The sequence below is a fragment of the Litoribrevibacter euphylliae genome (genome assembly GCF_042646085.1).
Classification (GTDB): Bacteria; Pseudomonadota; Gammaproteobacteria; order Pseudomonadales; family Litoribrevibacteraceae; genus Litoribrevibacter; species Litoribrevibacter euphylliae.
The window spans coordinates 1,113,920-1,139,324 of the sequence record NZ_JBHRSZ010000002.1 but is presented as its reverse complement, the minus strand read 5'-3'; the positions used below and the strand labels follow the sequence as shown (position 1 = coordinate 1,139,324).

Annotated in this window: 30 protein-coding genes; 24 read left to right on the top strand and 6 right to left on the bottom strand. The window is 45.4% G+C overall.

Features of this window, described 5'->3' with window-relative positions; all coding sequences use genetic code 11:
• The first annotated feature begins 6 nt into the window (after window positions 1–6).
• The 4 genes from ACFOEK_RS06860 to ACFOEK_RS06845 are packed head-to-tail and all read left to right on the top strand — an operon-like array spanning window position 7 to window position 2,497.
• Entirely contained in the window at window positions 7–297 is a 291-nt protein-coding gene (locus ACFOEK_RS06860) for a BufA1 family periplasmic bufferin-type metallophore (RefSeq protein WP_386718098.1), read from the top strand.
• 13 nt (window positions 298–310) lie between these two features.
• The gene (bufB, locus tag ACFOEK_RS06855; protein ID WP_386718095.1) at window positions 311–1,213 is read left to right on the top strand and encodes an MNIO family bufferin maturase; all 903 of its coding nucleotides are present in this window, start codon (window positions 311–313) and stop codon (window positions 1,211–1,213) included.
• Window positions 1,206–2,006, top strand: coding sequence for an HvfC/BufC family peptide modification chaperone (locus ACFOEK_RS06850; RefSeq protein ID WP_386718092.1), 801 nt, complete (start codon window positions 1,206–1,208; stop codon window positions 2,004–2,006). The genes bufB and ACFOEK_RS06850 overlap by 8 nt, the downstream gene beginning before the upstream one ends.
• A gap of 11 nt (window positions 2,007–2,017) precedes the next feature.
• Complete coding sequence (locus ACFOEK_RS06845) at window positions 2,018–2,497, top strand: DoxX family protein (protein WP_386718084.1); 480 nt, start codon at window positions 2,018–2,020, stop codon at window positions 2,495–2,497.
• A 128-nt stretch (window positions 2,498–2,625) separates the two neighbouring features.
• Here the strand turns inward: ACFOEK_RS06845 and ACFOEK_RS06840 are convergent, their stop codons facing one another.
• Complete coding sequence (locus tag ACFOEK_RS06840) at window positions 2,626–5,376, bottom strand: peroxidase family protein (RefSeq protein ID WP_386718081.1); 2,751 nt, start codon at window positions 5,374–5,376, stop codon at window positions 2,626–2,628.
• Between the two features lie 643 nt (window positions 5,377–6,019).
• On the opposite strand from ACFOEK_RS06840, the gene ACFOEK_RS06835 reads away from it, so the two are divergent.
• From ACFOEK_RS06835 to ACFOEK_RS06765, 15 genes are all read left to right on the top strand, one after another.
• Entirely contained in the window at window positions 6,020–8,488 is a 2,469-nt protein-coding gene (locus ACFOEK_RS06835; RefSeq protein WP_386718078.1) for a LuxR C-terminal-related transcriptional regulator, read from the top strand.
• Between the two features lie 177 nt (window positions 8,489–8,665).
• Window positions 8,666–8,992 carry a hypothetical protein gene (locus ACFOEK_RS06830; RefSeq protein WP_386718075.1) on the top strand — a complete coding sequence of 109 codons (327 nt, stop codon included), beginning with the start codon at window positions 8,666–8,668 and terminating at the stop codon, window positions 8,990–8,992.
• Between the two features lie 92 nt (window positions 8,993–9,084).
• Entirely contained in the window at window positions 9,085–9,540 is a 456-nt protein-coding gene (locus ACFOEK_RS06825) for a RebB family R body protein (protein ID WP_386718072.1), read from the top strand.
• A 20-nt stretch (window positions 9,541–9,560) separates the two neighbouring features.
• Window positions 9,561–10,097 carry a hypothetical protein gene (locus tag ACFOEK_RS06820; protein ID WP_386718069.1) on the top strand — a complete coding sequence of 179 codons (537 nt, stop codon included), beginning with the start codon at window positions 9,561–9,563 and terminating at the stop codon, window positions 10,095–10,097.
• Between the two features lie 87 nt (window positions 10,098–10,184).
• The gene (locus ACFOEK_RS06815; protein ID WP_386718066.1) at window positions 10,185–10,556 is read left to right on the top strand and encodes a DUF5329 family protein; all 372 of its coding nucleotides are present in this window, start codon (window positions 10,185–10,187) and stop codon (window positions 10,554–10,556) included.
• A 67-nt stretch (window positions 10,557–10,623) separates the two neighbouring features.
• Window positions 10,624–11,004: a DoxX-like family protein gene (locus ACFOEK_RS06810; protein ID WP_386718064.1), complete on the top strand. Its 381-nt coding sequence runs from the start codon at window positions 10,624–10,626 to the stop codon at window positions 11,002–11,004.
• Window positions 11,005–11,029: 25 nt separating this feature from the next.
• A complete protein-coding gene (locus tag ACFOEK_RS06805; RefSeq protein WP_386718061.1) occupies window positions 11,030–11,542 on the top strand; it encodes a methylated-DNA--[protein]-cysteine S-methyltransferase in 513 nt (170 codons plus the stop codon).
• Between the two features lie 240 nt (window positions 11,543–11,782).
• The gene (locus ACFOEK_RS06800; RefSeq protein ID WP_386718058.1) at window positions 11,783–12,319 is read left to right on the top strand and encodes a hypothetical protein; all 537 of its coding nucleotides are present in this window, start codon (window positions 11,783–11,785) and stop codon (window positions 12,317–12,319) included.
• A 154-nt stretch (window positions 12,320–12,473) separates the two neighbouring features.
• Window positions 12,474–13,220, top strand: coding sequence for a type I methionyl aminopeptidase (gene map / locus ACFOEK_RS06795; protein ID WP_386718055.1), 747 nt, complete (start codon window positions 12,474–12,476; stop codon window positions 13,218–13,220).
• A 36-nt stretch (window positions 13,221–13,256) separates the two neighbouring features.
• Entirely contained in the window at window positions 13,257–13,808 is a 552-nt protein-coding gene (locus ACFOEK_RS06790; protein WP_386718052.1) for a prolyl hydroxylase family protein, read from the top strand.
• Window positions 13,809–14,045: 237 nt separating this feature from the next.
• Window positions 14,046–14,429, top strand: a complete 384-nt coding sequence (locus ACFOEK_RS06785; RefSeq protein WP_386718049.1) for a winged helix-turn-helix transcriptional regulator — start codon at window positions 14,046–14,048, stop codon at window positions 14,427–14,429.
• A 1-nt stretch (window position 14,430) separates the two neighbouring features.
• Window positions 14,431–14,901 carry a lysozyme inhibitor LprI family protein gene (locus ACFOEK_RS06780; protein WP_386718046.1) on the top strand — a complete coding sequence of 157 codons (471 nt, stop codon included), beginning with the start codon at window positions 14,431–14,433 and terminating at the stop codon, window positions 14,899–14,901.
• Between the two features lie 99 nt (window positions 14,902–15,000).
• Window positions 15,001–15,798 (top strand): DODA-type extradiol aromatic ring-opening family dioxygenase, encoded by a 798-nt coding sequence (locus tag ACFOEK_RS06775; RefSeq protein ID WP_386718043.1) that lies wholly within the window; start codon window positions 15,001–15,003, stop codon window positions 15,796–15,798.
• Between the two features lie 204 nt (window positions 15,799–16,002).
• Entirely contained in the window at window positions 16,003–16,212 is a 210-nt protein-coding gene (locus ACFOEK_RS06770) for a cold-shock protein (RefSeq protein ID WP_386718040.1), read from the top strand.
• Between the two features lie 151 nt (window positions 16,213–16,363).
• Window positions 16,364–16,690 carry a DUF1801 domain-containing protein gene (locus ACFOEK_RS06765; RefSeq protein ID WP_386718037.1) on the top strand — a complete coding sequence of 109 codons (327 nt, stop codon included), beginning with the start codon at window positions 16,364–16,366 and terminating at the stop codon, window positions 16,688–16,690.
• 109 nt (window positions 16,691–16,799) lie between these two features.
• On the opposite strand, the gene ACFOEK_RS06760 is transcribed toward ACFOEK_RS06765, so the two are convergent.
• Window positions 16,800–17,126: an ATP-binding protein gene (locus tag ACFOEK_RS06760; protein WP_386718034.1), complete on the bottom strand. Its 327-nt coding sequence runs from the start codon at window positions 17,124–17,126 to the stop codon at window positions 16,800–16,802.
• A 177-nt stretch (window positions 17,127–17,303) separates the two neighbouring features.
• Between ACFOEK_RS06760 and ACFOEK_RS06755 the strand changes: the two genes are divergently transcribed.
• Both ACFOEK_RS06755 and ACFOEK_RS06750 read left to right on the top strand, forming a co-directional pair.
• Window positions 17,304–17,588: a winged helix-turn-helix transcriptional regulator gene (locus tag ACFOEK_RS06755; protein WP_386718031.1), complete on the top strand. Its 285-nt coding sequence runs from the start codon at window positions 17,304–17,306 to the stop codon at window positions 17,586–17,588.
• Window positions 17,589–17,751: 163 nt separating this feature from the next.
• The gene (locus ACFOEK_RS06750; protein WP_386718028.1) at window positions 17,752–18,591 is read left to right on the top strand and encodes a hypothetical protein; all 840 of its coding nucleotides are present in this window, start codon (window positions 17,752–17,754) and stop codon (window positions 18,589–18,591) included.
• A 28-nt stretch (window positions 18,592–18,619) separates the two neighbouring features.
• On the opposite strand, the gene ACFOEK_RS06745 is transcribed toward ACFOEK_RS06750, so the two are convergent.
• The 3 genes from ACFOEK_RS06745 to ACFOEK_RS06735 are packed head-to-tail and all read right to left on the bottom strand — an operon-like array spanning window position 18,620 to window position 22,347.
• Window positions 18,620–19,909, bottom strand: coding sequence for an ATP-binding protein (locus ACFOEK_RS06745; RefSeq protein ID WP_386718025.1), 1,290 nt, complete (start codon window positions 19,907–19,909; stop codon window positions 18,620–18,622).
• A complete protein-coding gene (locus ACFOEK_RS06740; RefSeq protein WP_386718022.1) occupies window positions 19,896–20,618 on the bottom strand; it encodes a response regulator transcription factor in 723 nt (240 codons plus the stop codon). The genes ACFOEK_RS06745 and ACFOEK_RS06740 overlap by 14 nt, the downstream gene beginning before the upstream one ends.
• Window positions 20,593–22,347 (bottom strand): hypothetical protein, encoded by a 1,755-nt coding sequence (locus ACFOEK_RS06735; RefSeq protein WP_386718019.1) that lies wholly within the window; start codon window positions 22,345–22,347, stop codon window positions 20,593–20,595. The genes ACFOEK_RS06740 and ACFOEK_RS06735 overlap by 26 nt, the downstream gene beginning before the upstream one ends.
• Before the next feature lie 377 nt (window positions 22,348–22,724).
• Here ACFOEK_RS06735 and ACFOEK_RS06730 point away from each other — a divergent pair, with 377 nt between their 5' ends.
• On the top strand, window positions 22,725–23,306 hold the full coding sequence (locus ACFOEK_RS06730) for a hypothetical protein (RefSeq protein ID WP_386718016.1): 582 nt from the start codon (window positions 22,725–22,727) through the stop codon (window positions 23,304–23,306).
• On the opposite strand, the gene ACFOEK_RS06725 is transcribed toward ACFOEK_RS06730, so the two are convergent.
• Window positions 23,301–23,852, bottom strand: coding sequence for a TetR/AcrR family transcriptional regulator (locus tag ACFOEK_RS06725; RefSeq protein WP_386718013.1), 552 nt, complete (start codon window positions 23,850–23,852; stop codon window positions 23,301–23,303). The genes ACFOEK_RS06730 and ACFOEK_RS06725 overlap by 6 nt on opposite strands.
• A 112-nt stretch (window positions 23,853–23,964) precedes the next feature.
• Between ACFOEK_RS06725 and ACFOEK_RS06720 the strand changes: the two genes are divergently transcribed.
• Window positions 23,965–24,411 carry an HPP family protein gene (locus tag ACFOEK_RS06720; protein ID WP_386718010.1) on the top strand — a complete coding sequence of 149 codons (447 nt, stop codon included), beginning with the start codon at window positions 23,965–23,967 and terminating at the stop codon, window positions 24,409–24,411.
• Between the two features lie 150 nt (window positions 24,412–24,561).
• Complete coding sequence (blaOXA, locus tag ACFOEK_RS06715; RefSeq protein WP_386718590.1) at window positions 24,562–25,383, top strand: class D beta-lactamase; 822 nt, start codon at window positions 24,562–24,564, stop codon at window positions 25,381–25,383.
• The last annotated feature ends 22 nt before the right edge of the window (window positions 25,384–25,405 follow it).

Sequence of the window (25,405 nt, the reverse complement as noted above, 5' to 3'; positions counted from 1 at the left end):
TGATTTATGAACTCAAAAAGTATGGTTGCTACCGCTGCATTTGCAATGGCAATTACCACTATCTCAAGCATCTCTGCCCCTGCTCATGCGGCAGGGAAAGAAAAGTGTTATGGCATTTCTGCTGCTGGACAAAATGACTGTAGTAATTTGGCTGGCACGCATTCATGTGCAGGTCAATCGAAGGTTGATAACGACCCTGGTGAGTGGAAATTGGTTGCCAAAGGAACGTGTCACGATTTGGGTGGCATGTTGAAGAAAGAAGCCAAGAAATACTATCAAGAAACACAAAACTCCTGATAGGAGAAACGGTATGACCCGCTTAAGTTCGCGTTCTGTTGATAACAATGATCGTTCGGCATCTGTGGGTGTCGGTCTTAGACATTCGCATTACAAGGATGCGCTAAGCGGGCCATCACAGATCGATTTTGTTGAAATCCATGCGGAAAATTTCTTTTCGCGTGGTAGTGCCTCTTTGCAATTATTGGAAGCAATCGCTGACAAATACCCGATCAGTTTGCACTCAACCTCCATGGGGCTTGGATCGGCAAGTGGTATAAATCAGGATTATCTTCAAAAGTTAGATGCATTAATTCAACGTATTAACCCGATTCTGGTATCGGATCATGCCAGCTTTAGTTGGAGTGAATATCAGAACCGACCTGTTCATGCAGGTGATTTACTGCCCCTGGAGTTCACCGAGGAGAGCTTGGATGTGATGGTAGAAAACATCGATCAAGTTCAGCAGTTGTTAGGTCGTCGAATATTGGTTGAAAACCTATCGGCCTATGTCTCGTACGATACCAGTCGCATGAGTGAAGTTGAGTTCCTGACGAAGGTGGTGGAGCGCAGTCAGTGTGGGCTGCTGGTGGATTTAAATAACATTTTGGTGAATGCACATAACTTTCAAGAAGGATCAGCCTTGGAATTCGCCAAACAGTGGCTTAATAAGTTGCCTTTGGCGGCCATCGGTGAAATCCACTTGGCGGGGTATTCGCCTGTTCCTAGTGGAGAACTCATTATTGATGATCACAGTCAGGCGGTGAGTGACGAAGGTTGGTCTTTGTATCAGTACGCTCTTGAACTGCTAGGGCCGATCACCACGCTTGTCGAGTGGGATAACAATCTTCCCGAGTGGCAGGTTCTTGTTGGTCAAGCGCATAAAGCTTCTCGGTTTATCAATAGCTCTCTGCCAAAGGAGGAAGACGATGCCTAGTCATCCTGAATCTACTTTGGCGAAGCGCCAGGCCGAACTGGTGTCTTCCATTTTTGCCTTTAAGAAGACGTCCAATCAGGCCGACGCCTTCAATACCAAGGGCTTAGCCATTTATCGAAATAATCTGGTGATGACGGCGACGAAAGCCTTGTCGATCAGTTTCCCTGTATTAGACGCGATGGTCGGGTCACAGGCGATGGTCGAATTGGCAAGACGACTTTTACACATGACGCCACCAAATACTGGAGATTGGGCCGATTGGGGAAGCGATCTTCATCAGGTGATTCGCTCATCAGAATTAATTGAGGAACACCCGTATCTCAGCGATATGGCCAAGCTTGAATGGTCAGTGCATTGCAGTGCTCGAAATCACCTTGTGGACTTTGAATCGGACTCTTTGATTCACCTATCGAACCAACCGCTTGAATCGGTGTATTTGACGTTGGCGGAACCTGTGTTTGTGATGAGTAGCCCACACCCTGTAGCGGCTATTTGGTATGCCCATCAACCTATCGAAGGCGAACTGCGTTTTGATCCTGAGGTATTCCAGCAACAGCTCAATGTGTTTAGCAATCGCCCGAGTCTCGTGATCCATTCCTTACCAGAACCGGCCTTGATGCCTATTGAAGACGATGAATTTACGTGGCTCGAAAACATTCAAAAAGGCTTAAGTGTCAGTGAGCTTTTAGACCATCAGCCTGAGTTCGATTTTGCGACTTGGCTTTCCAAGGCCATTCGGGAGCAGCTCATTACCCGGCTTTATTACCAAGAACCCCATTTAACCGCTCTATGAGGACATTATTTATGAAAGCGTTAGTTGTTCAATCCATTCGAGTTCATGATCAAATCGCAGAACTGGCAACTCGGGCGTATCCCTTGTTATCACTGATGATTCGTTTGTACTTGGCCCAGGTATTTTTCAGTGCTGGGCTAACAAAAATTACTGACTGGGAAACCACACTCGTTTTGTTCGAATATGAGTATGCGGTGCCATTATTGCCGTTTGAGCTGGCCGCATACTTGGCGACATTTTCTGAGTTACTGTTTCCATTGCTATTGGTTGCAGGTATGGGAACACGCATCGCTGCCATTGCTTTATTCATTCTCAATATTGTTGCTGTGATCAGTCTTGAAGAAATGGCAACGGCGGCACTTTATCTGCACGTTATTTGGGGGATTTTGCTGGCGCAGTTGATTCTTCATGGGCCAGGGTTTATCTCATTAAGAGCGTTATTGGCTAAGAAATTTGTGTCCTTAGAAAGCGCTTCGAACGCATCCAAATAAGTGAAAAAGGCCCTGAACTCTTGCAACTAACTGCAAGGGTTTAGGGCCTTTATTGCGCTTACGCGTTTACTCCTCAAAAGCGCTTTTGAGTTCTATTAATCTTCAACGCGTTATTGATCTTCAACGCATTACTGATCTTCAACACGTTGGTGCCTGAAGAAAACACCGCCATCACCAAAAGATGAGCTGTTGAATTTAGAGGTGGTTTTAATGGTGCCGACTTTCACCGCGCTGTTTCTGCGTTCGTTCGCGTACTTATTGTGGAAGTACGGAATGATAGAAGTCTTGATGGCTTGAGAGGTCGCATAGACGTCATAAACCGGTGTGCCTTCTGGCAGGCTTTCCAGATCATCTCGGAAGTCATGCGATGCGCTGTCAAACAGACCTTGAACTTCAGGGCGAGGCGCAAAGTAAATTTGAGTTGGCGAAACAACATTCGATTCCTTGGTTCCGTCCACTTGTACTTTGGCCATCTTACTCACCGCTAAGGTTGTCGGTTTGGTTGACACCAAAGAGAAAAGTGCAGTTGTACCCAGGGTTTCATTGATTTCTTTATCTACGTAGTTGGATAGCTCATTGGCAAAGAAATTATGGTTATCACCTTGCCCTGATAAGGTATAAAGGGCTGAGACATTGCGTGAGTTTTTGCCATCGACAAACACTTTCCAGGCAAGCCCAGGCGCAAACCCTCTGTCATTTGGATCACCCGTTACGGACAAACGCAGCAAGCCACAGTCGGCGCCTTTGAATACACCGGTGTAGGGGTGATTCGCTGTGGCTTCAAATTCAACGGTGGCCATAGTGCCATGTGCATGGATCGGCTTTTCATATCCGAGTGGTGCAACATCGTCTTTACGATTTACTTTTTCCCAGAGAACGGAGTTGATCAGTCCGCCGATATCCACTTCCGTTAGCTCTGGACGCTCGCTTTGATCGTATTCGGTTCTCATTGCGCCATTGGTCCAAAGCAGTGATTCTTTGTCACAAGCTGCCCAGCTCTTATAGTCTTCAGGGATTTTAAGATCCCAAGGTTTAAAGGCATTATCAACGCCGGTTAAGCTCAAGGACAGCTCAGGGAAGTGACGCTTCAGTACGTCCACCATGGTGTAACCTTCCACCCAGTCGATACCTTCTTGGGTGTAGACTTCCGGGGTATAACTTTCGGTGTAGAAGCGGTCGGTCATCAGACGACGAGACGCGTTAAGAATGAAGATTTGGAAAGCGGTTTCACCAAAAGCAAAGCCGTCTGGGCGGATGGTTTCAGCAAGTTGACCAACCAAGGCATCGATTTGTTCGATGTCGTTGTTGTAGATGCGTTTAAGTTCGGCCAGTGTTGTAGGGTCGGTGGTCAGATCTTCGAACTCATTAATCGGGGTTAAGCCAATCTGACGGCGGAACTCGTTATAACGCGGCACGCCACGTTCACGATCACGAATGATATCAATTGTTGCGAGATCGATGTCGCCGATTAACGGCATTGAAAGATTACGCAAGAATTCTGGGTAGTTATTCAGCGTTAATGACCCCGGGTGAGTAATGCCGAATGAGTACCAGAGTCGGTCGCCGCCTTCGCTATCAAGAATGTCTTCTGCATCTCCGTCGCGCGTATCTTGTAACGGAATACGGTTGGATACGATATTGGAGCCAATGTCGTAAACGTCGACTTCATCACGCAGAAGAGGGTGCATTCTGTAAACAGCGACGAATTCCTCGGTCAGGGTATAAGGTACACCGTAGTTGTTAGGTTTGGACTGACCGACCAGGCCGCCTAAGGCGTGATCTACTGCACCTGGCGTGCTGAGTGCTGCGGCTTTTTCCGGATCAAACAAGGCAATGGCGTTGATGATCCAGGAATTCGGCCCTTTCAGATCATCCGTGACTTTTTGTATGAGATCACGAGTTTCTGCGTTTCTGCTGATGCCCCACCAGTTTGATTCCATGGAGAGCTCTAACACCGGGTTTTGAAGCAGTGCAGGCGTCCATTCGACGGTATGAATTTTTGCCATCAACGCAGAATTCACCAAGCGCGCTTTATCATAGAGCCATTGGTCCGTTGCATTCGGGTAGGATTGCTTAAGTGTGTCGGCAATGGCGTTATGTTCTAACGTAAAGAGCTGGTGCATCATGCTCAACCCTAACCACCAGTTGTCATTGAAACCGGTGACAGGAACACCACTCCAGAATTCTGTTGGCAAGGTGCCATCGGACTCTACTTTTAACTTACCGTCTACAAAGGATCGAACCTTATCGCTGGTTTCTTTGTTGCTGCCGTAAAGTTGAGAGCCATCCCACCAGTGGGTGTTGACGTTTCTGTGGGTCGGAGGAAGGTTGATGTCGTCATCGGTTGAACGGTCTGTGTCCGGAGCGGTTCTTTGGATGGACATAACGCCACTACCGAGAGGGTCGTTATCCGGTAGGTTGACTAAAATCGGGTCGTCACTGGTGTTAGGGCCGTGGCTTACCCAGTCGTGCACCATGAATTGAATCCAGGCCGCTGCAATGAAGTTGATGCTGGTGGCGGGTTTGAAGTTGTCTCGCGCCATCAGTGAATTACTTACTTCACGGGGATTCGGGGTCAGAAGGGTATCCGCTTCGGTTTCTCCCCATGCGGCTTCAAGTTCAACATTACGACCAAAGCGTCGATGTACAGAGCCTTCTGCCGGATTTTCTAAAATGTTACATGTCCCATCTTCTGTTCGAGCCGTTTGGCTTCGATCGTCACAGACGATTTGGTCATTAATCTCATCCAGATTTTCTGTGGCAAACATGTTGTTTTTAAGCAGTTCGGTTCGTTCCAGACTTAATGTGAGCGCAGCCGCAGCGACACCCAGCGTTCCGAACTTGACCAACGATGGCCAGGTCACCCATACCGAGTTCATGATATTCGATCTCCATTAATTTTATTTTTATTGTGTTTTGTACTGCACGTTTTTTGTTCTTCTTTTCGCACTTCGAGCTTCTAACGAGTGTTTTTACAGCGCGTATGGCTGTGCAGCGCACTTTGGTCTGACGTTTGTTAAAAGATACAGAGGTTCTTTTTACTTCTGGGGTCAGAGAAGCTGCGAGAAAATCTTACTGTCTACGTTTGTTTTATTTACACCCGTCCTAAAGAAGGGGGATGAACTTAGGCGATGGTTGGGTATTGTTAAAAGGTGGCTGAAACAGGGCGGGATTTTGTATCTGAAAATAAGGAAATATCATTAGATTTGAGGCTGTTTTTTGCTCATCTTGAGAGGTGTTTCATATTTGCTTGATTGTTTAAATAGTAGACAGTGAATCTCTGGCCCAATATTTTGAGTAACAAGTGTGCGCTGGAAATGACGTACACAAATGTCGCTTTAAAAAATAAGAATAATAATGATGAGCAACTACATAGTCCGACAAAATCTTATTGATTTATTGTACAGGGGGTGTGAGTACTCTTTGATCTTGTCCATTGCGCCAGCAGGGTCAGGGAAGAGTATTCTGTTAGAACAGTTCTCCAACCATTTAGCTAAGGTATCTCCGTCTACTCAGGTGCTTATGTTTGATATTTCAGAGCGCCACGATGACAAAAGCGGTAGCTGTTTATTTGCTCAACTGTTTAAAGCGATTAAGCGCATTGCTCCGCTGTGGGATGAACCTTACTTTAATCTCTTCAAAGACGATCGGGAGGTTGAAACAGAGCTACTGATCGACGTCTTTCGTCAGGCGCTTACTCAGTTAGATTTTCCGTTGGTCATTGTCTTCGATGACTTTCATAACTTGAGTTCTGGTCAGGTACAGCACACGTTGGAGAAGCTGATTTATGCGCTCCCGTCTCACGTTACCGTGGTTATTTCATCCCGATATTATCCTGCATTGTCGTTAACCCGAATGAAGACGGATGGCATTGCCCTGGTGATTGACAGTAATGACTTCAAGTTGTCTGAGGATGATCTCGAACGATTGAATAAGGCCATTGGTGCCCCGCAGTTGGATGCGTCCCAGGTGGTGGCTGTGTTGCAACAAACTGAAGGTTGGTTTGTGGGGACTAAGTTAGCGTTGCTGGCTCTGGATAAATCCAACGGTACGCCAATGACGGTGTTTAACGGAAGTCGATCCGAGCTATTGGATTACTTAGGCCATGAAGTGATTCACCGATTAAGCCCGGGTTTGAAGACGTTTGTATTATTGACCTCGGTGTGTCAGTCGTTCAATCGGGAGTTATGTGAAAACGCATTTGGTTTGGATTATGGCAGTGCCAAGCTGGAAGAAGTGCGGATGCAGGATTTGTTTCTTGGGGCTGACCCTAATCGACAAGGTTGGTATCGCTATCACCCGTTGCTCAGAGAGTTCTTGTTGAAAATTTTGGAGCAGGAAAACGGCATCGAATACATTCAGCAACTGCATCTTAAAGCCTCTGAATTTTATCTGAGCATTGGCGATAAGACAGAAGCCATTTATCACGCCCGGTTGTCCGCTGATCAGAACTACTATTTACAGATTCTTACCCAAGTCTGTTCCGACTGGTTTAAAGAAGGCGACTTGGAGCCCATCGTTCGCTCGTTAAATGATGTATCCGATGAACTCTTGAATATCCATACCTCGCTGTTGTTGTATAAATTATACGCTCTGAGTTTTACACGCTGTTTTAATCAAGCGGCTTATTATCTTGAGATCTTAAAGGACATCGCACGCTGTGATTCCAACACGGAATTAACCTCTTATTGCCGATTCTTTGAGCGCATTCTTGCGGTCTTTCAAAACGATTCTGAAGTTGAAAAATACACCCTTCGTAAAACCAAACGGCAAGCCAGTACCCCTGTAGTTGTTGATGCGTTTAATAAGTTGCTGGATGCGTATTTATTGATGTGTCACGGGCAGTTGAATGAAGCCTTCAGAGTGGCCAATGATGTCCTGCCGAGTTTACAACGGATGTCTCACAAGTTTTTCGAGAGCTTTGCGACTCCCATTATTATTCTTTGCGATCGCAATTTAGGCCGGGGCATCGAAGCAGTACAAGAGACGTCTAAAGCGTTTAATCCGATCAGACATGGCAAAAAGACGCCTCGCTGGATCAATTTGGCGACGGCTATGATGGTGGTGGATTATGAACAAAACCAACTGGATGAAGCGTGGAAGTTAGGCACGGAGCTTGTTCCCTTAGTGAATCATTCATGTGCCACTGAAGCGGTTGCCATGGCCTATCTCTACAGCTCCAGGCTGATGCATATTGAAGGTGACGGTGCAAAAGCCGGACGACTATTGGAACAGCTAGAGCGAATTTTATCTCTGGGTGATTACCAACGATTTTGCAGTCAGGTTATCCAGGAAAAAATTCGTCAGGCATTGGTGGATACCAAAAAAAATGAGTGTGATTTGATCTTTGAGCGATATGGATTATCCGAATTCATGGTGAAGGGGGAGGTGCAATCGTCACGTCACTATGAAGAGAGGCGTGAACGTTTAGTGCTGGCTGCCGTGTATTGGTTGATTGCGAAGACTCGTTACAAACAAGCCATCGAATTACTGGAAGAGCTTGCGGATGCGCTTGATTTACTCGGCATTAAGTCCAGAGCGCTGATCGCACGAAGTAATTGTATCTCGATTGCATTTCGCCAAGGTCATGTGGAATCGGCAATTCATTCACTCACTAAACTCATAGAGCGTTATGGTTTGGTGTGTTTTTCTCGCAGTGTGTTTGATGAAGCCCCGGGGTTGGCCGATGTTTTTAAGGCTGGGATTGATCTGGATAAGATAAAACTGCCGAGCTTGTTTCGTGAGACTTTTGATTCCTTATTGGGGACGCAGCGACTGTCTTCCCACGACGTTTCTTTAAAGCATCTTTTAACGGGAAAAGAGTTTGAGATTTTTGAGTTGTTGCGATCCGGCATCACCAACGAGTCGATTAGTCAGCAATCAGGCATCGCGCTTTCCACCACAAAATGGCATTTAAAAAACATATACACCAAGCTCGGCGTGAGCAATCGCACGGAAGCGGTCAGCTTTGTGCTTCGTCAGGTGGATTGATCCATAGGCGATTAAAATGAACGGTTCTCTTCCCTTTCGTGATCTTTTTAGGTGTATCAAAACATAAGCAGACTTGGTAATCTCGCTCGGGTTTATTTAGTTCCGATGACCACTTTGTAATTCTTCTGGTGAGGTTTGCTAAGAGTGATCAACGGATGCGATCAAAAACGGGACCTTATGACTCATAAATACCTTCATGAACTGTGTGACATTGCCACCGAAGCTCATACACGTTTTCAGAAAGAAATCGCCGACATTGACCCTATTGTGGGGGTCAGTCAGAACATGCGCGACAGTGGTATTCCAGTGGACGTGATGACCATTGATTGCCTGAAAAATGGTAAGCGAATCATCCTGATACTGCATGACGACAAGCCGGATTCCATCAGCTACCAGTTCGCTTGGCGGGACAAAGACCCTGAGGGCAGTTTCACGGAAATCCCGTTTAGTGGTGTTACAGCTGAGGTGATGCTTGAATGGATGAAGAGCTATTTGGCTGTGTGATGTCGCCGTGTGATCAACTGAGCTTGCTAGACTGATTTAATATCAATCGAAGCAATACAAATCAAATCACGGATCAAACCAAGGAGTGGACCATGAACATCGAAATGCCTCAAAGAAACGAATCCGAACAAAACGCGCGACCAGATCAAATTGAAAAACTGCAATCCATGGGTATCTCCGATTCGGAAGTGCTTTCCAAATTGGGCGAGCATCAGGCGAACAATATTTTATCCTTCATGGAGGGCGCGAAACATGCCATGGCGTGTTTAGATGCTTCTTCAGCCACAACTGCATCGGCTGCCTCTGTCAACTCTCAAGCAGTAGCCCCTCAAACAGTGAATTCTAAGGTAGTTGACTCTGTCACCCAAGCAAATACAAAGGTGTTAGGGGAAGCTCCGGCGATGGCAATGGGCAGCCTTTATCAAACCATTGGCAATGCTGTTGCTATGGCTGCTGCTAATGCAGTGTATGCTCAGCAACAAGCGAATGTTACGTATCAAGCGGCGACTACGCTTGGGGTCACTAAGCTTTTTTCGAAAACAACATAATTCTCATACTGGAAATAGGTGTGTTTCAGCTATCAAAGTTAGCCTTCATGAAAGCTCTCTTCATAATTACGTGTCTATTCGCATCTTCTTTAAGTGCAGAGGAACACCAGTTCGTTCTTGGTGAGGGGCTTTCAATAAAGATTGTCGAAAGTGCCTTTATTTCCAGTGAATGGAATATCTCATATTGCCCAAACTCGAAAAGAGTGTGTTTTATTAATGGTCTGACTCCTATGGGAGTCGATGGGAATATTCCAGAAACGTATGTAAGCAAGTTAGTAGCAACAGTGAATGGTTTGTCGTACCAACTTGATACTTCCAATATGTTTAATGCTTGGGGAGATCGCCCATTAGAGCATCCCGGTTCAATCAAATATTTTTCAGGTGTTTGTCAGTATCAAGCAAACTGTACATTTAGAGGTATCTTCTCTGATGCCGCAGCCAGCTTTGTTGTAGAGTGGAGGATTAATCAGGGTGTACCTGAACGAACAATCATGACGTCTTCACAAGATGTTGTGAGTTTGTTTATTGATAATATTGATCCGCCTGTCTATGACTGAAAAGTTAGTCAGGTTCATTTTTTATAGGAACTTTAGGAAGCTGTATTAAGCTTGTTATGAACGCATGTGCGCCATTTTAGGTTATATATGAAACACGTAAAACTACTCTCTGTTCTTACCCTTTTACTCCCTTTACATGGCTATGCCTCGGATCTTAATCCCGAGGCTGAGAAGCAGATCAATCATCTGTTGTCGTTTGTTTCTGCGTCGTCTTGTAAATTTATGCGTAACGGCACATGGCATGAGGCCAGTGATGCCGCGAAGCACATCAAGAAAAAATACGATTACGTGTTAGATAAAGGCTTGGTGGATACCGCAGAAGACTTTATTAAATACTCTGCCACTAAAAGCAGTTTCTCTGGCAAAAAGTACAAGGTTAAGTGCGATACTGCGCCGGAAATTGAGAGCTCTGAATGGCTGCTTTCTGAGTTGACCTTGTACAGATCTGCTCAGAATTAATGTTTTGAATTACAAACGATCAACGCATGAGTAATTACTTATTGGGTTGATCGTGACAGGGATGTTTATGTTGTCTTCAGTTCAAATTGCGCGTTTTATGGTTAGCTTCGGCTGGATCTACCATGGAATCTTTCCCAAGTTGATTCATGTTGCTCCGATGGAGCAGTTGATGACGGCAAGCTTTGGCTTTTCAGAAGAGATTTCTTATTGGATTACAAAGACGGCAGGAGTGGGAGAGGTGATCTTTGGTCTTCTGTTGTTTGTGTTCTATACGTCAAGACCGCTGGTGATTTTCAACATCGCTGGGCTGGTTGGTTTGCTGTTGTTTGTTGCATTACTGCAGCCGCAAATTCTGATAGAAGCTTTTAACCCGGTGACGACGAATCTTTCTATGATTGCGTTCAGTGTTATTTTGTTAAGTGGCATGACGCCTAAACCTTCTAAATAAAACCTTTTGTATTTACTTTCTTAGAATGAATCAAATTAATATTCAGTACTTTAAACATCCTTACGCAGAGTTTGTGCTTGGCTCGTATGAAGGCCAGCTGTGCCTGTGTGATTTTCGTTATCGGAAAATGAGGACGTCTGTTGATAATCGTATTTGTCGTGGACTTAATGCCTCTTTTGTAGAACGAAACGACGAGGTCTTAGAGCGCACTAAAACCCAACTCGAAGAGTATTTCCTGGGCGAACGCAGTGAATTTGATCTGCCATTATTGCTGGTCGGTACCGATTTTCAAAAATCGGTTTGGCAGGCATTGGAGCAGGTAAAATACGGCGAAACGGCAAGCTATATGGACTTGGCTGTCACCATTGGAAATGAAGGTGCGGTAAGAGCCGTTGGAACAGCTAACGGTGCAAATGCCTTGGCGATCATTATTCCGTGTCACCGCATTATTGGACGGAATGGAGAACTTGTAGGGTATGGCGGTGGTCTGCCATTGAAGAAACGGCTTCTCGAATTAGAACAAAATTTGTTTCTATAGGAACTTATCCAGAGGTTCCTGAAGTTTGAACAGGTCGAAATTAATGATCCTTTCTTTGTGTATAAATACTGACTAGATAGATTACTTTTCCATAAAAGCGTTAGTAACCTCTCCATAGGAAGGATGGCATTGGTTTCTTCTAATAAGGTGGCAAAAGTATGGTCGATTTACGTCTTATGTGCTAAAAAGACTCGAAAATGACAAGTAGCTCAGTTAGCAGCACACAATGGAGTGGGAATAATGAGAAAGTTAGGACTAATAATCTCTGCAGTAGCACTAATGCAAGGGTGTTCAACGACGGACTTAAATAAGATTGCAACGGATGCCGTTTCTGGGGCAATTGATGGTGTGATGAATTCAGCGGGCGGCAGTGGCTCGATGATACCAACGGGTTCAAATTCAAGAAATTACTCAGTAGAAACTGAGAGTATTACGACGCAAACGGCTAAGAAAACCCGAAAAGATTACGGTGCAATTACGATTGTAAGAACGGAAGCGAACCCGAAAAAACAGACTCGATTAGTATTGGATTCTTGTACCCACCCTAGAATTGGTAACTTACGTTGCGGTGGCCATCTGTTTGAAGTGACACCCGAAGGTTGGTTGAAAGACGATCCTATTACCTTTAACGACGTGAATTATCCTGAGCTGACTTTGGCGGCGGGAACTTACTATATCAAAGCCCATAACTGGGATTCAGGTCAAAACCGTTTTGTGACTGGCGAATTTACGATTGAGCCATTTGTAACCAATATGGTAAGCCTCGAACTTGAATAACGTGTTTTAGAATACACACTATTATTCACATCTGATGTGAGCTTTCTTGCTTACATTCTTGCTATTCTTTCAAGCAAAGTCTCTTATAGCGCAGGGCATTAGTAGTTAATAAGTAATAGATGATGCCCTGCAACTCTTAATTTTGGTGCCTGCGATGACCATTGAAACAGAAGAAGATTTACTAAAGCTCAAAGCCATCGGAAGAATCGTGGCAGCAACCTTAAAGAAAATGATGCAGTCTACCGAGCCAGGAATGACCACTTGGGAACTCGACCAGATTGGCAAGAAACTGTTGGAAAGTTATGGGGCGAACTCAGCACCCAAAGTGACTTACGATTTTCCCGGTTATACCTGTATCAGCATTAATGAAGAAGCGGCACATGGCATTCCTGGTAGTCGAGTAATTCAGCCCGGTGATATCGTGAATATTGATGTGTCCGCTGAAAAAGACGGGTACTTTGGCGATACCGGCGGAACCTTTGTGGTGCCACCGAGTAATGAACTTAAAGATCGGCTGATTGCTTCAACACAACGTGCGTTAAGCAATGCGTGTGTCAGTGCTAAAGCCGGGAATCCTCTGAACCTTATTGGTAAGTCCATTCAGAACGTAGCAGAACAGACAGGATTTCGAATCATTAAAAACCTTTGTAGCCATGGTGTTGGGCGAGGGTTGCACGAAGAACCGACTGAAATCTATGGCTACTATGAGCCTCGTGATAAAAGACGTCTGCACGAAGGTTTAGTCATCACCATCGAACCTTTCCTATCGACGAAAAGCAGTTTTGTATCAGAAGGGAAAGATGGCTGGACCTTGCTTGGGCAGGAAGGCAACTTATCGGCACAGTTTGAACATACGATGGTGATTACCAAAGGAAAGCCAATTTTGTTGACGGTGGCTTAAATTTTCTTAGGGAGTTGGAAATACAGGGATTATTTAATGGATTTTCAGACGTTAGATTTAGGGAACGGTATTTTTTCTGTTGAAAATTTTTTAACGGTTGAAGAATGTAATCAGCTGATTCGAGAGAGTGAAGAAAAGGGCTACCAAGAGGCTAAAATCAACACCAGTTTCGGTGAACAAGATATTAAAACGATTCGTAACAACGAGCGAATTCTTTTTGATGATTACGATTTAGCAAAAAGCCTGTTTGAGAAACTTAAATCGCTGTTACCAGCTGAAATAGATTTGTGGAAACCGAGTGGGCTTAATGAAAAATTCAGGTTTTATCGATATTCCGGTCAGCAATTTTTTAAGTGGCACGTAGATGGCTCGTTCAAAAGAGATTACTTTGAAGTCAGCAAACTGACGGTTTTGTTTTACCTTAATGATGACTATGAAGGCGGTGAAACTGAGTTCGAAGGTTTAAGTGTCACACCTAAAACAGGCATGCTTTTAATCTTTCCTCATAAGCTTCGTCATCAAGGTACGCCGCTCTTGCAAGGTACAAAGTATGTCCTTAGATCTGATGTCATGTACGCAAAGATCTAACCACGGCTCTTATTTCTTGAGAGCCTGATTTGTCATTTCCTCTTTCTTATTCTTCTTGTGATCTTTTCAGTCTGTTTCGATCCATTGTTTAGATTTCTCAATGGCACTATCCATGATTATGTGGGTCATAGCTTGGGTTACTAAAATATACTAAGATTGAAAACTGGATATAGCATTGCTATATGGCAGTTTTTGCTGCCTTGGTTACTTTTTGATAACGAGTAGGATGGCAAGTCGATGGCGACAGAAACTAAGAACGGAAAAAGAATTTTCTTAAAGAACGAAGAGTGCCCGATTCGTAATGTGGTGGCTCAAATCGGTGATAAGTGGTCGATCTTAATATTGTTCAGTTTGCTCGATGGGCCAGATCGCTTTAATTCGTTGAAAACACGAATTGAGGGTATTTCGCAACGCATGTTGACCCAAACCTTGAGAGACATGGAACGCGATGGCTATGTGGATCGCACGGTTTATCCACAGGTTCCAGTTAAGGTTGAGTATGAGTTAACCGACTTAGGGCGAGGCCTAGCCAAAGCTGCTTGGGGCTTGGTTTCATGGGCGGATGAGCACCATAAGGATATTCGCAGCGCTCGCCAGCAATATGATAAGGAGAATGGGTAGCGTGTTGGGTTTAAATATTAGGACGTTACCTAAGTTGCGAATTATTCTTTTATTGTTCTTATGCTTTTTCTCCTTTGGTTCTGTTGCTGAGGAAACTGATCCGTGTGCGGATATGCCGCCTGAGTGTCGATATCTTTTGCTTTACGAGGCTACCGATACCAAGCTTAATCAGACCTATAAAGCCATTATGAGCAAGATAAACTCGGGTGGTTTTGATGGTTATAGGGTGGAAAAAGAGTATATCAAGGAAGGGCTGATTCAGAGTCAACGCGCATGGTTGAAGTTTCGAGACAGCAATTGCAATGCTTACTACCGCGTGTGGAGTGGTGGTACATCCAGAAATACGGATGAGATGGTGTGTCTAAGCAAAATGACAGAAGAGCGCAGCCAGTACCTTGACCGTTTGTATCTGCAAGAGGAATTGATGGATCTGCCTGCCATTCCTTCGGGGCTAAAAGAACGATTTCAGTAGCTTGAGTGACGGGGTGTTGTAGCGAACCAATCAACCCAATATTCGACTGATAGCCTAAGGTATATAACAGGTGTATTTGTTTTCTTTTGGTATCAGCTCATGACAAACAGCTATAAAGCATTATTTCTTTCGCATGGTGGCGGCCCAATGCCATTGCTTGGCGATGTCGGTCATCAGGAGATGATTGACTGTCTGAAAAAGATTGCGTTAAGGATTGCCAAGCCAAAAGCAATATTGGTTGTTAGCGCTCACTGGGAAGAGGATCGGGCGACGATTACTTCAGCTGCCAACCCTTCGTTGATTTATGACTATTACGGTTTCCCGGAAGAGTCCTACGACATCAAATACCCTTGTGCGGGGGAGCCTGAATTGGCTCATAAAGTCCATGCTCTATTAGGTAAAGCCGGTATTGATTCGCAGCTTGATGAAGAACGTGGCTTTGATCATGGCTTATTTGTGCCGATGAAAATTATGTATCCAGAGGCTGATATTCCGTGTGTACAGTTGTCTTTGGTCAACACCTTGGACCCTGCTGAGCACATTGCGATTGGTCGAGCGCTTCAATCACTCAGCGATGAAAATGTGCTGGTCATTGGTTCAGGGTTTTCTTTCCACAACATGAAAGCGTTTTTCCAGCCAGAAAGCGCTGAGATTCGAAGGCTGAATCATGAGTTTGAAGAATGGTTACTAGAAATTTGTGGTGATCGGGAGTGTCAGGAAGACGAGCGAGCAGAAGCGTTTATTCGTTGGCAAGATGCGCCGGGAGCGCGATTTTGTCATCCGCGAGAGGAACATTTAATCCCTCTTCATGTGTGCTATGGCTTAGCTCAGACGGCATTTGTGGAAAGCTTTGAACTTAAGATTTTGAATAAGAAATCGAGCATGTATTTGTGGTGAATAAAAATAAAAAAATAAAGGCTGGACTTCTGAAAGGTTTGCTCATAATATGACCAGCAGCTAGAAAGAGTGCCTAAATTTGATTTCTACTTTTCGTGTTTTATTCGTAATAACTCATCCTGAAGTATCCAAGTTAAAGTCAACGTTTCAAAGCTATTCCCGCCTATCGTAGGCAAACAAAAATTTTTATACAGGATATTTATTATGTCTAATACAGTTAAAGGTACAGTTAAGTGGTTCAACGAAACTAAAGGTTTTGGTTTCATCGCTCAAGAATCAGGTCCAGACGTTTTTGCTCACTTCAGCGCAATCTCTGGCGACGGTTTCAAAACATTGCAAGAAGGCCAAGCTGTTGAGTTCACTATTACTCAAGGTCAAAAAGGTCCTCAGGCTGAGAACATCGTAGCTCTATAAGCCAGACCTTCCATTACAGCTTTCTTGTAATGTGAAAAGGGTAGCCTTAACAGGCTGCCCTTTTTTATTGCCTGAAAAAAGCGTTTAATCGGGTCATGGCTTATCCACTCAAAGGAATTAGTTGAACGGGATTAATTAAAAGGAATTAACTATGAGCGATCAAACCTTGATATTGATGGCATTGGCAGAGCAGCTTGAAGACTTTATTGTGACGACGGTTCCTGACGCTGAAAAAGTCTCTAAGTACGGTGGTGTGCTTTTTACTTTAAAGCCTGAAGAAAAAGAAGGGCAGTTCTGCGGCGTCTTTATTTACAAGGAGCATGTACAGCTATCCTTTAGTCTGGGTGCTGAATTGCATGACCCTGCTGGGGTATTGGAAGGGTCGGGTAAGCGGCGTCGTCATGTGAACTTTAAAGCGGCTTCGAATCTGGACTTTAACGTGCTTGAAGGTTTGTTGAAGCAGGCTGCTTCTCTATAACAACCGATAAGAGCGTTTATTGAAAAGTTTGAGCGGTCAGACCGTGTCGTGATACCGATCTATTTGGATTGTCTGCGTAAGCAGTGTCTTAACAAAAGTAAAATAGTACTTAACGGTTTGCTGTATCAATAAATCGTAAGGTCACGCATAAGCCATTGCTTGTATTAATCATCTCCAACTGAATATTCAAACGCTGGCAGGCGGTGTTGACCAGGGCTAACCCAAGGCCGATGCCGCCAGAGCGTCGGTCCCGGCTGTGATCTAAACGGCTGAAGGGCAGTAGCGCCTGTGGTTGTTGTTCTTCCGGAATACCCGGTCCGTCGTCCTGAATTTCAAGGATTGTTTGTTGGAGTTTTTGATGAACACGCACCGAGACTTGACTGGTGGCGTATTGTTCGGCGTTGTTCAGTAAGTTATCGATAATCAGTGTCAGCAAAGGTAAGGTACCGAATGTTACTTTGCAATATGGCAGCTTTTTCTGCCTTAGCTACCTTTTGATAACTGTTGGGATGGCAAGCCGATGGCGATAGAAACTAAAAACGGGAAAAGAATATTCCTAAAGAATGAAAACTGCCCGATTCGTAATGTAGTGGCTCAGATTGGCGATAAGTAGTTGATCTTAATTTTATTCAGCCTGGTTGATGGGCCGGATCGCTTTAACTCGTTGAAAACAAGAATTGAGGGCATTTCGCAACTCATGCTGACTCAAGACATGGAGCGGGACGGCTATGTGGAACGCACGGTATATCCACAAGCACCTGTCAAAGTGGAATACGAGTTAACCGACATGGGGCAAGGGTTAGCAAAAGCTGTTTGGGGCTTGGTTTCCTGGGCGGATGAACACCATGAAACTATTCGGGCGGCTCGGCAGACGTATGATGAGGAGAATGGATATTAGTTAGGGAAATTCTTTGATTTATAGTTTGAGATACTGACCTTTGGTCGAGCAAATTAATTGATCAATTGAGATTGCTCTACACAATGATTAGTATGCCGAGCCAATTTTAATCCTACAGGTGGCTGGTTCTCAGCTGTCTCAGCTTTTACATTTCAGGCTATATATGAAAAAACTACTGTTAATTCCCCTAATCATATTTCTAACAGCGTGTGCTGCAAACTCTAAAGTGGCAAATACTCAAACCACCGAGAGATTTAAATCTGCAATGCAGACAGGGTGTTTATTGAAAAATAAAGGTCTAACAGAACATTGCGAATGTTGGGGTAAAACTTTAGCTGAGATCACTCCTTTGGACTTGCAGCGAAATATCATTGGAGGCAGAGCTTCTAGCCATAAGCTCGATCTGTTTGCGGTGATGTTTAACAATAAAGAAAAGTTGGATAAATGTGATGCTTTCAAGCCTAAGGATGTAGAGGCTGCGAAGAGCGCGATTAAGAAAGATGAGGAGAAGCAAACTGCTGAGTTGGTTTGTCCTGATTTCGAATATGAAAAGCCACAAAATGCTTTGACTGACACGGATCGATTTAAGGGGTTTAGTGATGATGATATTGAGCTTATCAAAAGTGTTGATTCTTCATTGACTGAGGAAGAGCTTGGCCAACATTATTTCAAAGAAGTAAGAGAGCAAATGGAAGGCATGGCGAAGCTGTTAAAAGGTAAGTTCGGATCTAAGAGTAGCTTGAACATTGAGAAGATATTTAAGCAGCAAGCTGATAATGCAGTAGCTTGTTCTATTTCTGTTATGAATAAATTCTACTCTGATGATGAAAGGGACAGTCTGTACCGCCTTTACTATGCATCGTCGGATAGAGATCAATCTATAGAAAGTCTGCTTATTGCGAGAGTAGAAACATTAGGCTTAAAAGATGAAGAATTGAGTGTGTACGGTGATGCTCTACAAGCTAGTTTAAGCTGTGAAATCAAAAAATGTATGAAAAAGTAGTTTAAAAATTCGTTTTACATCTGACTTTTCACACTTCTCTAAATGTCAGTACCACGCACAGTCCGGTTTTACAGTTGTTCATCTCCAACTGAATATTCAAACGCTGGCAGGCGGTGTTGACCAGGGCTAACCCAAGGCCGATGCCGCCAGAGCGTCGATCCCGGCTGTGATCTAAGCGGCTGAAGGGCAGTAGCGCTTGTGGCTGTTGTTCTTCCGGAATGCCCGGTCCGTCGTCCTGAATTTCAAGTATTGTTTGTTGGTGTTCTTGATGAATACGCACCGAGACTTGGCTGGTGGCGTATTGCTCGGCGTTGTTCAGTAAGTTATCGATAATCAGTGTCAGCAGGCGTTCATCACTTTTAATGGTGATTGGTGGTAACTCACTGTGCCATTGGATGTGGGACGTTTGCCCTTGTCGTAATGCCAGTTTTTGTTCCAGCCAGTGGTGCAGTTCTATGGCGGTTAGCTGAGGCGCGGTGTTTTGTAGCTTAACCAACTGCAGGCTGTTATCGGTGACGTTTTCCAGCTCATCGATGTAGCGGCTTAGGTCGTTGACCAAGGCTTTGGTGTTGTCATCCGGCAGTTGTTTTTGCAGTAGCGCAAGGGCTAACCGGGCGCGGCTGAGTGGAGTGCGTAACTCATGGGCCATGGCATTGGAGAGCAATTGTTTTTCTTCAAGATTGTTTTCAATTAACGCGGCCATTCGGTTAAAACGTTGGGCGAGTTCACTTAATGGCGTGATGTTAAGCGGTGATAAACGCACCGAGTAATCTTCTTGTGCCAGGGCATCGGTAGCGTGCTGCAGTTGCGTGAGCCAATGTTTAAGTCTTCGTACCGGCCAGTAAAGAAAGAGCGCAATGCCCACTAACAACATACTGGTGATCACCGCTGCCGTGTACAGCATGTCGAGCGGGTCATTGTCTTCGAAAGCTTCGGTCAGGTGTTCCTCATCGTCCCGAATCCACCAGCTGGGCTGATCGGCCAGTTGCGCCTGAAAACCATGTTCGTAGCTGTAGACTTGAAGCGTTTTTGAGTCTGTTGACCACAGTTCTAATCGTTCTGCATTGACTGTGTAAAAGTCCGGGCTGACTTCAAAACCGGATTCCATTAAGTATTGCTGCACACAAGGGCTGTCCAGTTGTGTGCTTTGGCAGGGTTGTTTTGCAAAGTCGAGCACTTCCAACAGGTCGTAGGCAAAGTCTTCCTGATCGTTTTGATATTCTATGTAATCAATAGTGAAAAACAGCGAGGCCAACGTCAGCACTAAGGCCATCGCGACGACACCATATAAGTACCAAAAAATATTAACGGGTTTCATCGGCTGCCAACATGTATCCGACACCGCGAACGGTTTTGATCCAACGTTGAGGTGTGCTGTCGCCCAGACGTTTGCGTAAGGATGAAATCCTCATGTCCAGGGAACGGTCACACCCATCGTATTCAATACCGCGCAGCGCTTTAAAGCAGCGTTCACGACTGACCGGTTGCCCTTGATGACGCGCCAGTAATTCCAATAAATCGTATTCGGCGCTTTGCAGTTCGATCACTTGCTGGTTTACCAAGACTTCACGTCGACCAGGGATGATGGTGATGGGGCCGCTTTGGTATTGGTTTGCACTGGCGACTATGGGGCCGCTGCGTTTCAGTAAGGCCTGAATGCGCATCAGCAAGACATCTGGGCGGATGGGTTTGCGGACATAGTCGTCCGCACCGGACCGAAAGGCCGTCAGTTCCGAAACGTCGTCTTCCAATGCAGTGAGCATTAAAATAGGCCCATCGTAAAAGCTGCGCAGTTGCTGACAGACTTCGAGGCCGTTTTGACCGGGCAGCATGATGTCGAGAATAACGATGTCCGGCGGCGATTGGCGCACACGCAAAGGGGCTTGATCGCCCCGATGACAGATATCCACCCGGTAGCCTTCGGTTTCCAGAAACAGCGTTAATAATCGGCTGATTTCTTCGTCGTCTTCGACCACCAGTATGTGTTTGTCCTGTTGTGCGTTAATCGTTGAGCTCCAGTTCTTCATCCCGAAATTCGATCATGTCGATGTTGACCAGTTGATCGTGACCGTCACGGCCTGCTACTGAGTCAATCACGTGCCAAACGCCGTTTTGCTCTTCAACTTGATATTCGCGACGCAGGCCGCTGAATAACACCACATTTTCATCACCGGCACCACCATCGATGCGGTTGTTGCCAGCATTGCCTTGCAAAACATTGTTGTCATCATTGCCAAGTATATGGCTGTCGTTGTTGCCTGTCAGGTAAACATAGCGCAGATGTTGGGATTGATGGGTATAGGCTTTGTCGGCCTGATAGCTGAGTGTGAAGGTGTCACCGGCTGGGAAATCCGGGCTGACAGGCATGGCTGTGACTATGTGATTTGGCCAAACTTCTTCAATCAGCGCTAAGCCGTTCGGGTCTTGGGCCTGCTGTGTGGTGCGGTTAATGCCCAGGTAGCCATCCAGACCTTCGGTGAGGTGGCCCCATAACCCGTAGTAACCTTCCACAGCTGCGGCCAGGTATTCGTAGTTTTGGCTGGTGTAACCCTGTTGGTCGACTTCGGCATTCCACTCGGCAACGTCTTCTGCGCTTGGGTTCCAGGCCTTATCCATCAAGGCATTTTCAGCCAAGGTGACGATGCGTTCTTGCAGGGCTTTTTCCACCGGTGCCAATCCGTGACCCTGTACTAAGTGCAGCACTTCTTCGTAGGTGGCGTCGCGGCCATCGGCATTTAGACGGTTAAGGTAGTGGTTGTCGCCTTCCACAAATACTTCGGTGGCGTAAAGGTCTTGGCCATGTTCGGCCAGGGCGTGTTCACCGAGATCACCTTCCAGGGCGGTTTGAGCGGCTTCTTCGCTGGCAAACATAAACAGGCTGGCCTGATGGTCACCTAATTGGTTGGCTATCGCTTCTTTGCTTTTCAGGCCTTCCACATCGCTTAGATAATGTGCCATCACCGCACGAGCTTTGGCTATTTGCAGTGCAGAAACCCCTTCCGTCGCAAAGATGTGAATCGGTTTGTTATTGTCGGCATCCAGCCAGGTGTATTGGTTGAACAGGTCCTTAATCGTATCGTTGGCAATGGCATGATCGGTAATCATGTTCAATTCCTGGAATGTGGGGGTTCGGGTTGTGATGCCCCATTGAGTACGTTCCGCTGAACTCATCCAGTGTATGTTGTTGGCATCGGCGGCCTGAATGGTGAACCAATAAAAATCCGGATCAATGCCAATGGCCTGGAAGTAATCCAGATAGGGTGTGTGATCTTCATGACCGCGTGGCAACGTGGTGGCGTCGGTGATGTCGTCACTGCCCCAGGAGTGAACGCCCACTAACACGTCGGGTGCTGCAAAACGCTCTTTACCGGCCAGAAAAAGATCCACTCCGCCAGATGCAATATGGCCGCCGGGTGGAAGATAGGTGTTCAAACCGAGCGCATGTAATCGTAATCCGGCTTGCAGGTTGGCATCGTCATCTATGGAGCCGGGCACGTCTTGCATCACGATGGTAGTGACCTGAGGGTTGGCACTGACCAGTTGATTGAGTTCGGTCACAATGTTGCTGTCGATTTCACCTTCCATAATCGCCCAGTCGCCACGCACGGTGAATAACTCACTTTGGTAGCTGCCGGCGGTTGTGGCGGTATCGGTTTTGGTTTTGTTGTTATTGCTTGATGAGTCATTACAGGCGGACAGACCCAATACGGCAATCAGCGCCGTTGTCAGCATCAAGGTTTTCTTGAGTGTTTTCATTACGATCTCCTATGGCTTTGTGCAAGCTTATCGAGGGGGCGTGAGAGATCGGATAGGGATACTGTCTGAGTTTTGTCAGCAAATGTCAGATGAGAGAATGTTCAGGCTCTTTACCCCGAGGCACTCAATTGAAATATTCAGGGTGCGTGAAAATAGAAGAATACGGCTTTCCCAGAATGAGTTTATGAAAATCGGTGTGGGTAATCTGGTCTTCATCTTATTGTTCGTACTTTCTATTTTCTCATGGGGATGGAACAACATATTGAGATACAAGGTTCAAGCATACTTTTTGTTTTGTTGGTTTTTCACATACAATGCTTTGCTTCACAAGAGGCTAGCTTCCATCTTCAGTTAGCCAAACAAACAAGGATGATCCAATGATGCGTGTAGCTTTTCTCTCTGTTCTTTCGCTCTTTTTTTCCGGGTGCATTGCTTATTATCAGGGCCCAAATCATCGTGACATCGAAGACGATTCGGGCGTGTACAGCAAGATGACCATTCAGGATTTAGAAACCAGGGATTTGGAGAATAAATATGAACTCACTATTTACTCTGAATATCGGTACTTTGGCGGTAAGCCGGAAAAATATCCCAGTGGCCGAGACTTTGAAATTGTTAAACTGTATTCGCCAACGGCTGGGAGCTCAGATACTCAGACGGAATCGTCTGTGTCGGATTATAAGCAAGTTGGGGCTTTCCGTTTCAAGGGGAGTTTTGATTTTGAATATAAGAACTGCACGTTACGTTTAAGCAATGAGAATAAAATTAAGTGGCTAAATAAGAAAAAATACAATGAGAGCGTCACTTTGGTAGGTCGGATTCATAAAAAAGATCCGTTGCGTCATACCGTCACCATGGCTTATAGCGTTAAGGAGAGTAGCATCCCGGAACTACTTGGTCAGGTGTTCTATGGTCGTGCGTTCGGGTGTGCTTTTAATGAGCCGAAAGAAGGTCTATAGCTTTTCAATCGACTGCAATAATTGAATGCATTTACGTGGTGTAGAAAAATCACTTTCCACATACGCGGTATTAATCGCGCCTTCCTTGAGTAAACAGATGGCATCGAGCAAGGTGTCATTCTGGGTAGGTAAGTGTGTCTCAACCAGCTGTCTTACTCGTTGTTTGTGCGTCTGACAGTACAAGGAAATGTCACTGTTCGAATCACTGAACTCCGCTGAAGTATTTACGAAAAAGCAGCCTCGAAAGTGGCCCAGTTCCGGGATGGCACTGGTAAACCATTCCTCTAATGCCTTAAACAGTTTTTCAACTAATTCGTGATTGGTTTCCGCACCGCTCAGTTTCTTGTCCAGCCATTGAACAAAAATATCATCCCGCTGTTTTAAGGCGGCGAGTACCAAGGCTTCTTTGCTCTCAAAGTGCGTGTAGAGGGTTTTTTTGGCAACACCCGATACCTTGAGGATTTCATTAATACCAATGGAATGAATGCCCTTCTCATAGAACAGTTTGAGGGCGGTATCGACCAGCAGTTGACGTTTATCACTCATGTTTATCTCCCGATGTGAGTGCATGTTGACATGAGTAGACCGACTTGTCTACTATGCGGAAAGTTGGTAGACAAATCGGTCTACTTTGTTTGATCTTATTTGGGGGAACATCATGAATAACTTTTTCTTAGCGCTGTTTGCCGGTATTGGCGCAGCATTGGCCATTGGTGTGCTGGCATACTCGGATGCCGAGATATCTAACATGGCGTTGTTAATGGCACCTTTTGGCGCAACCACTGTGTTGGTGTTTGGCTTACCTGACAGCCCTTTGGCTCAACCGAAAAATGTAATTTTCGGGCATTTAATTACGGCTTTTATTGGTGTTTTCTTTACTCAGTTAGTAGGAGTAACCCCTTTGACACTGGCGTTAGCAACGGGGCTTGCGGTGAGTGCAATGTTGCTGACTAAGACGACCCACCCGCCAGCGGGCGCGAATCCGTTGTTGATTATGCTGACCGGGCAAAGTTGGTTGTTTTTAGTCACGCCGGTGTTGTCCGGGGCGATTGTGATCGTGTTGGTGGGGTTGATGATGCGCAGGCTCAAGCGTTCTTTCGCCTAGGTTCTTGCGCTTAGGTTCTTTCGTTTAGACATTAATGAGTTAATTGAGCGAGGGTGGGGAACCAGAAATTCATAGCATTGTCTGTTGATGATCTTTTATAAATCTTCTTCTATGAACCCATAACTGAGTGATGTTGTGCTGACTATGAAAATGAAATTCTGGGTACTCTGTTTTATCTCTTTGTTTGCTTCTTTTAGTGGTGTTCAGGCCGAGCTTGTTCAGGCCAAAATAGTTCAGAGTGATACAGCTGAGCGCCCCGATTGGGCACAGTACTTTGATCAGTTTGACGCCAAGGGCACGATTGTAGTCATGGATCAGCGAAAGGCTGAAGATCAAACCATGATGTTTAATTCGACACGAGCGGCACAGCGCTTATCACCGGCGTCAACGTTTAAAATCCCACATACCTTGTTCGCGCTTGATGCAGGGCTAGTCAAAGATGAGTTTCAGGTATTTCCTTGGGACGGTGTAAAGCGGGGTTATGCGCCGCACAATCAGGATCAAACCTTGCGCTCGGCCATGCGTCACTCTGCGCTTTGGGTGTATGAAGGTTTTGCTGATCAATTGGGAGAACAGAACGCCCGAACTTACTTAGAGAAAATCCGCTACGGCAACCAAAACCCGACAACAGCAAAAGGCACCTATTGGGTGGATGGTAAGTTAGCAATCTCTGCGGTTGAGCAGGTGAATTTCCTCGAACGGCTGTATCGTAATGAATTACCCTTCCAACTCGATCATCAACGACTGCTTAAAGACATTATGATTGTTGAAGCGGGTAGTGATTGGATTCTTCGAGCGAAAACCGGCTGGGAAGGTCGTCATGGCTGGTGGGTTGGTTGGGTTGAGTGGCCGACCGGACCAGTGTTCTTTGCGCTGAATATTGATACGCCAAACCGGATGGACGATCTCTACAAACGACAGGCCATCGTTCGTGAAGTTCTGAAATCCATTCAGGCGCTGCCTTCTGAGTAATGTTTTACAGAACGCACAAAGA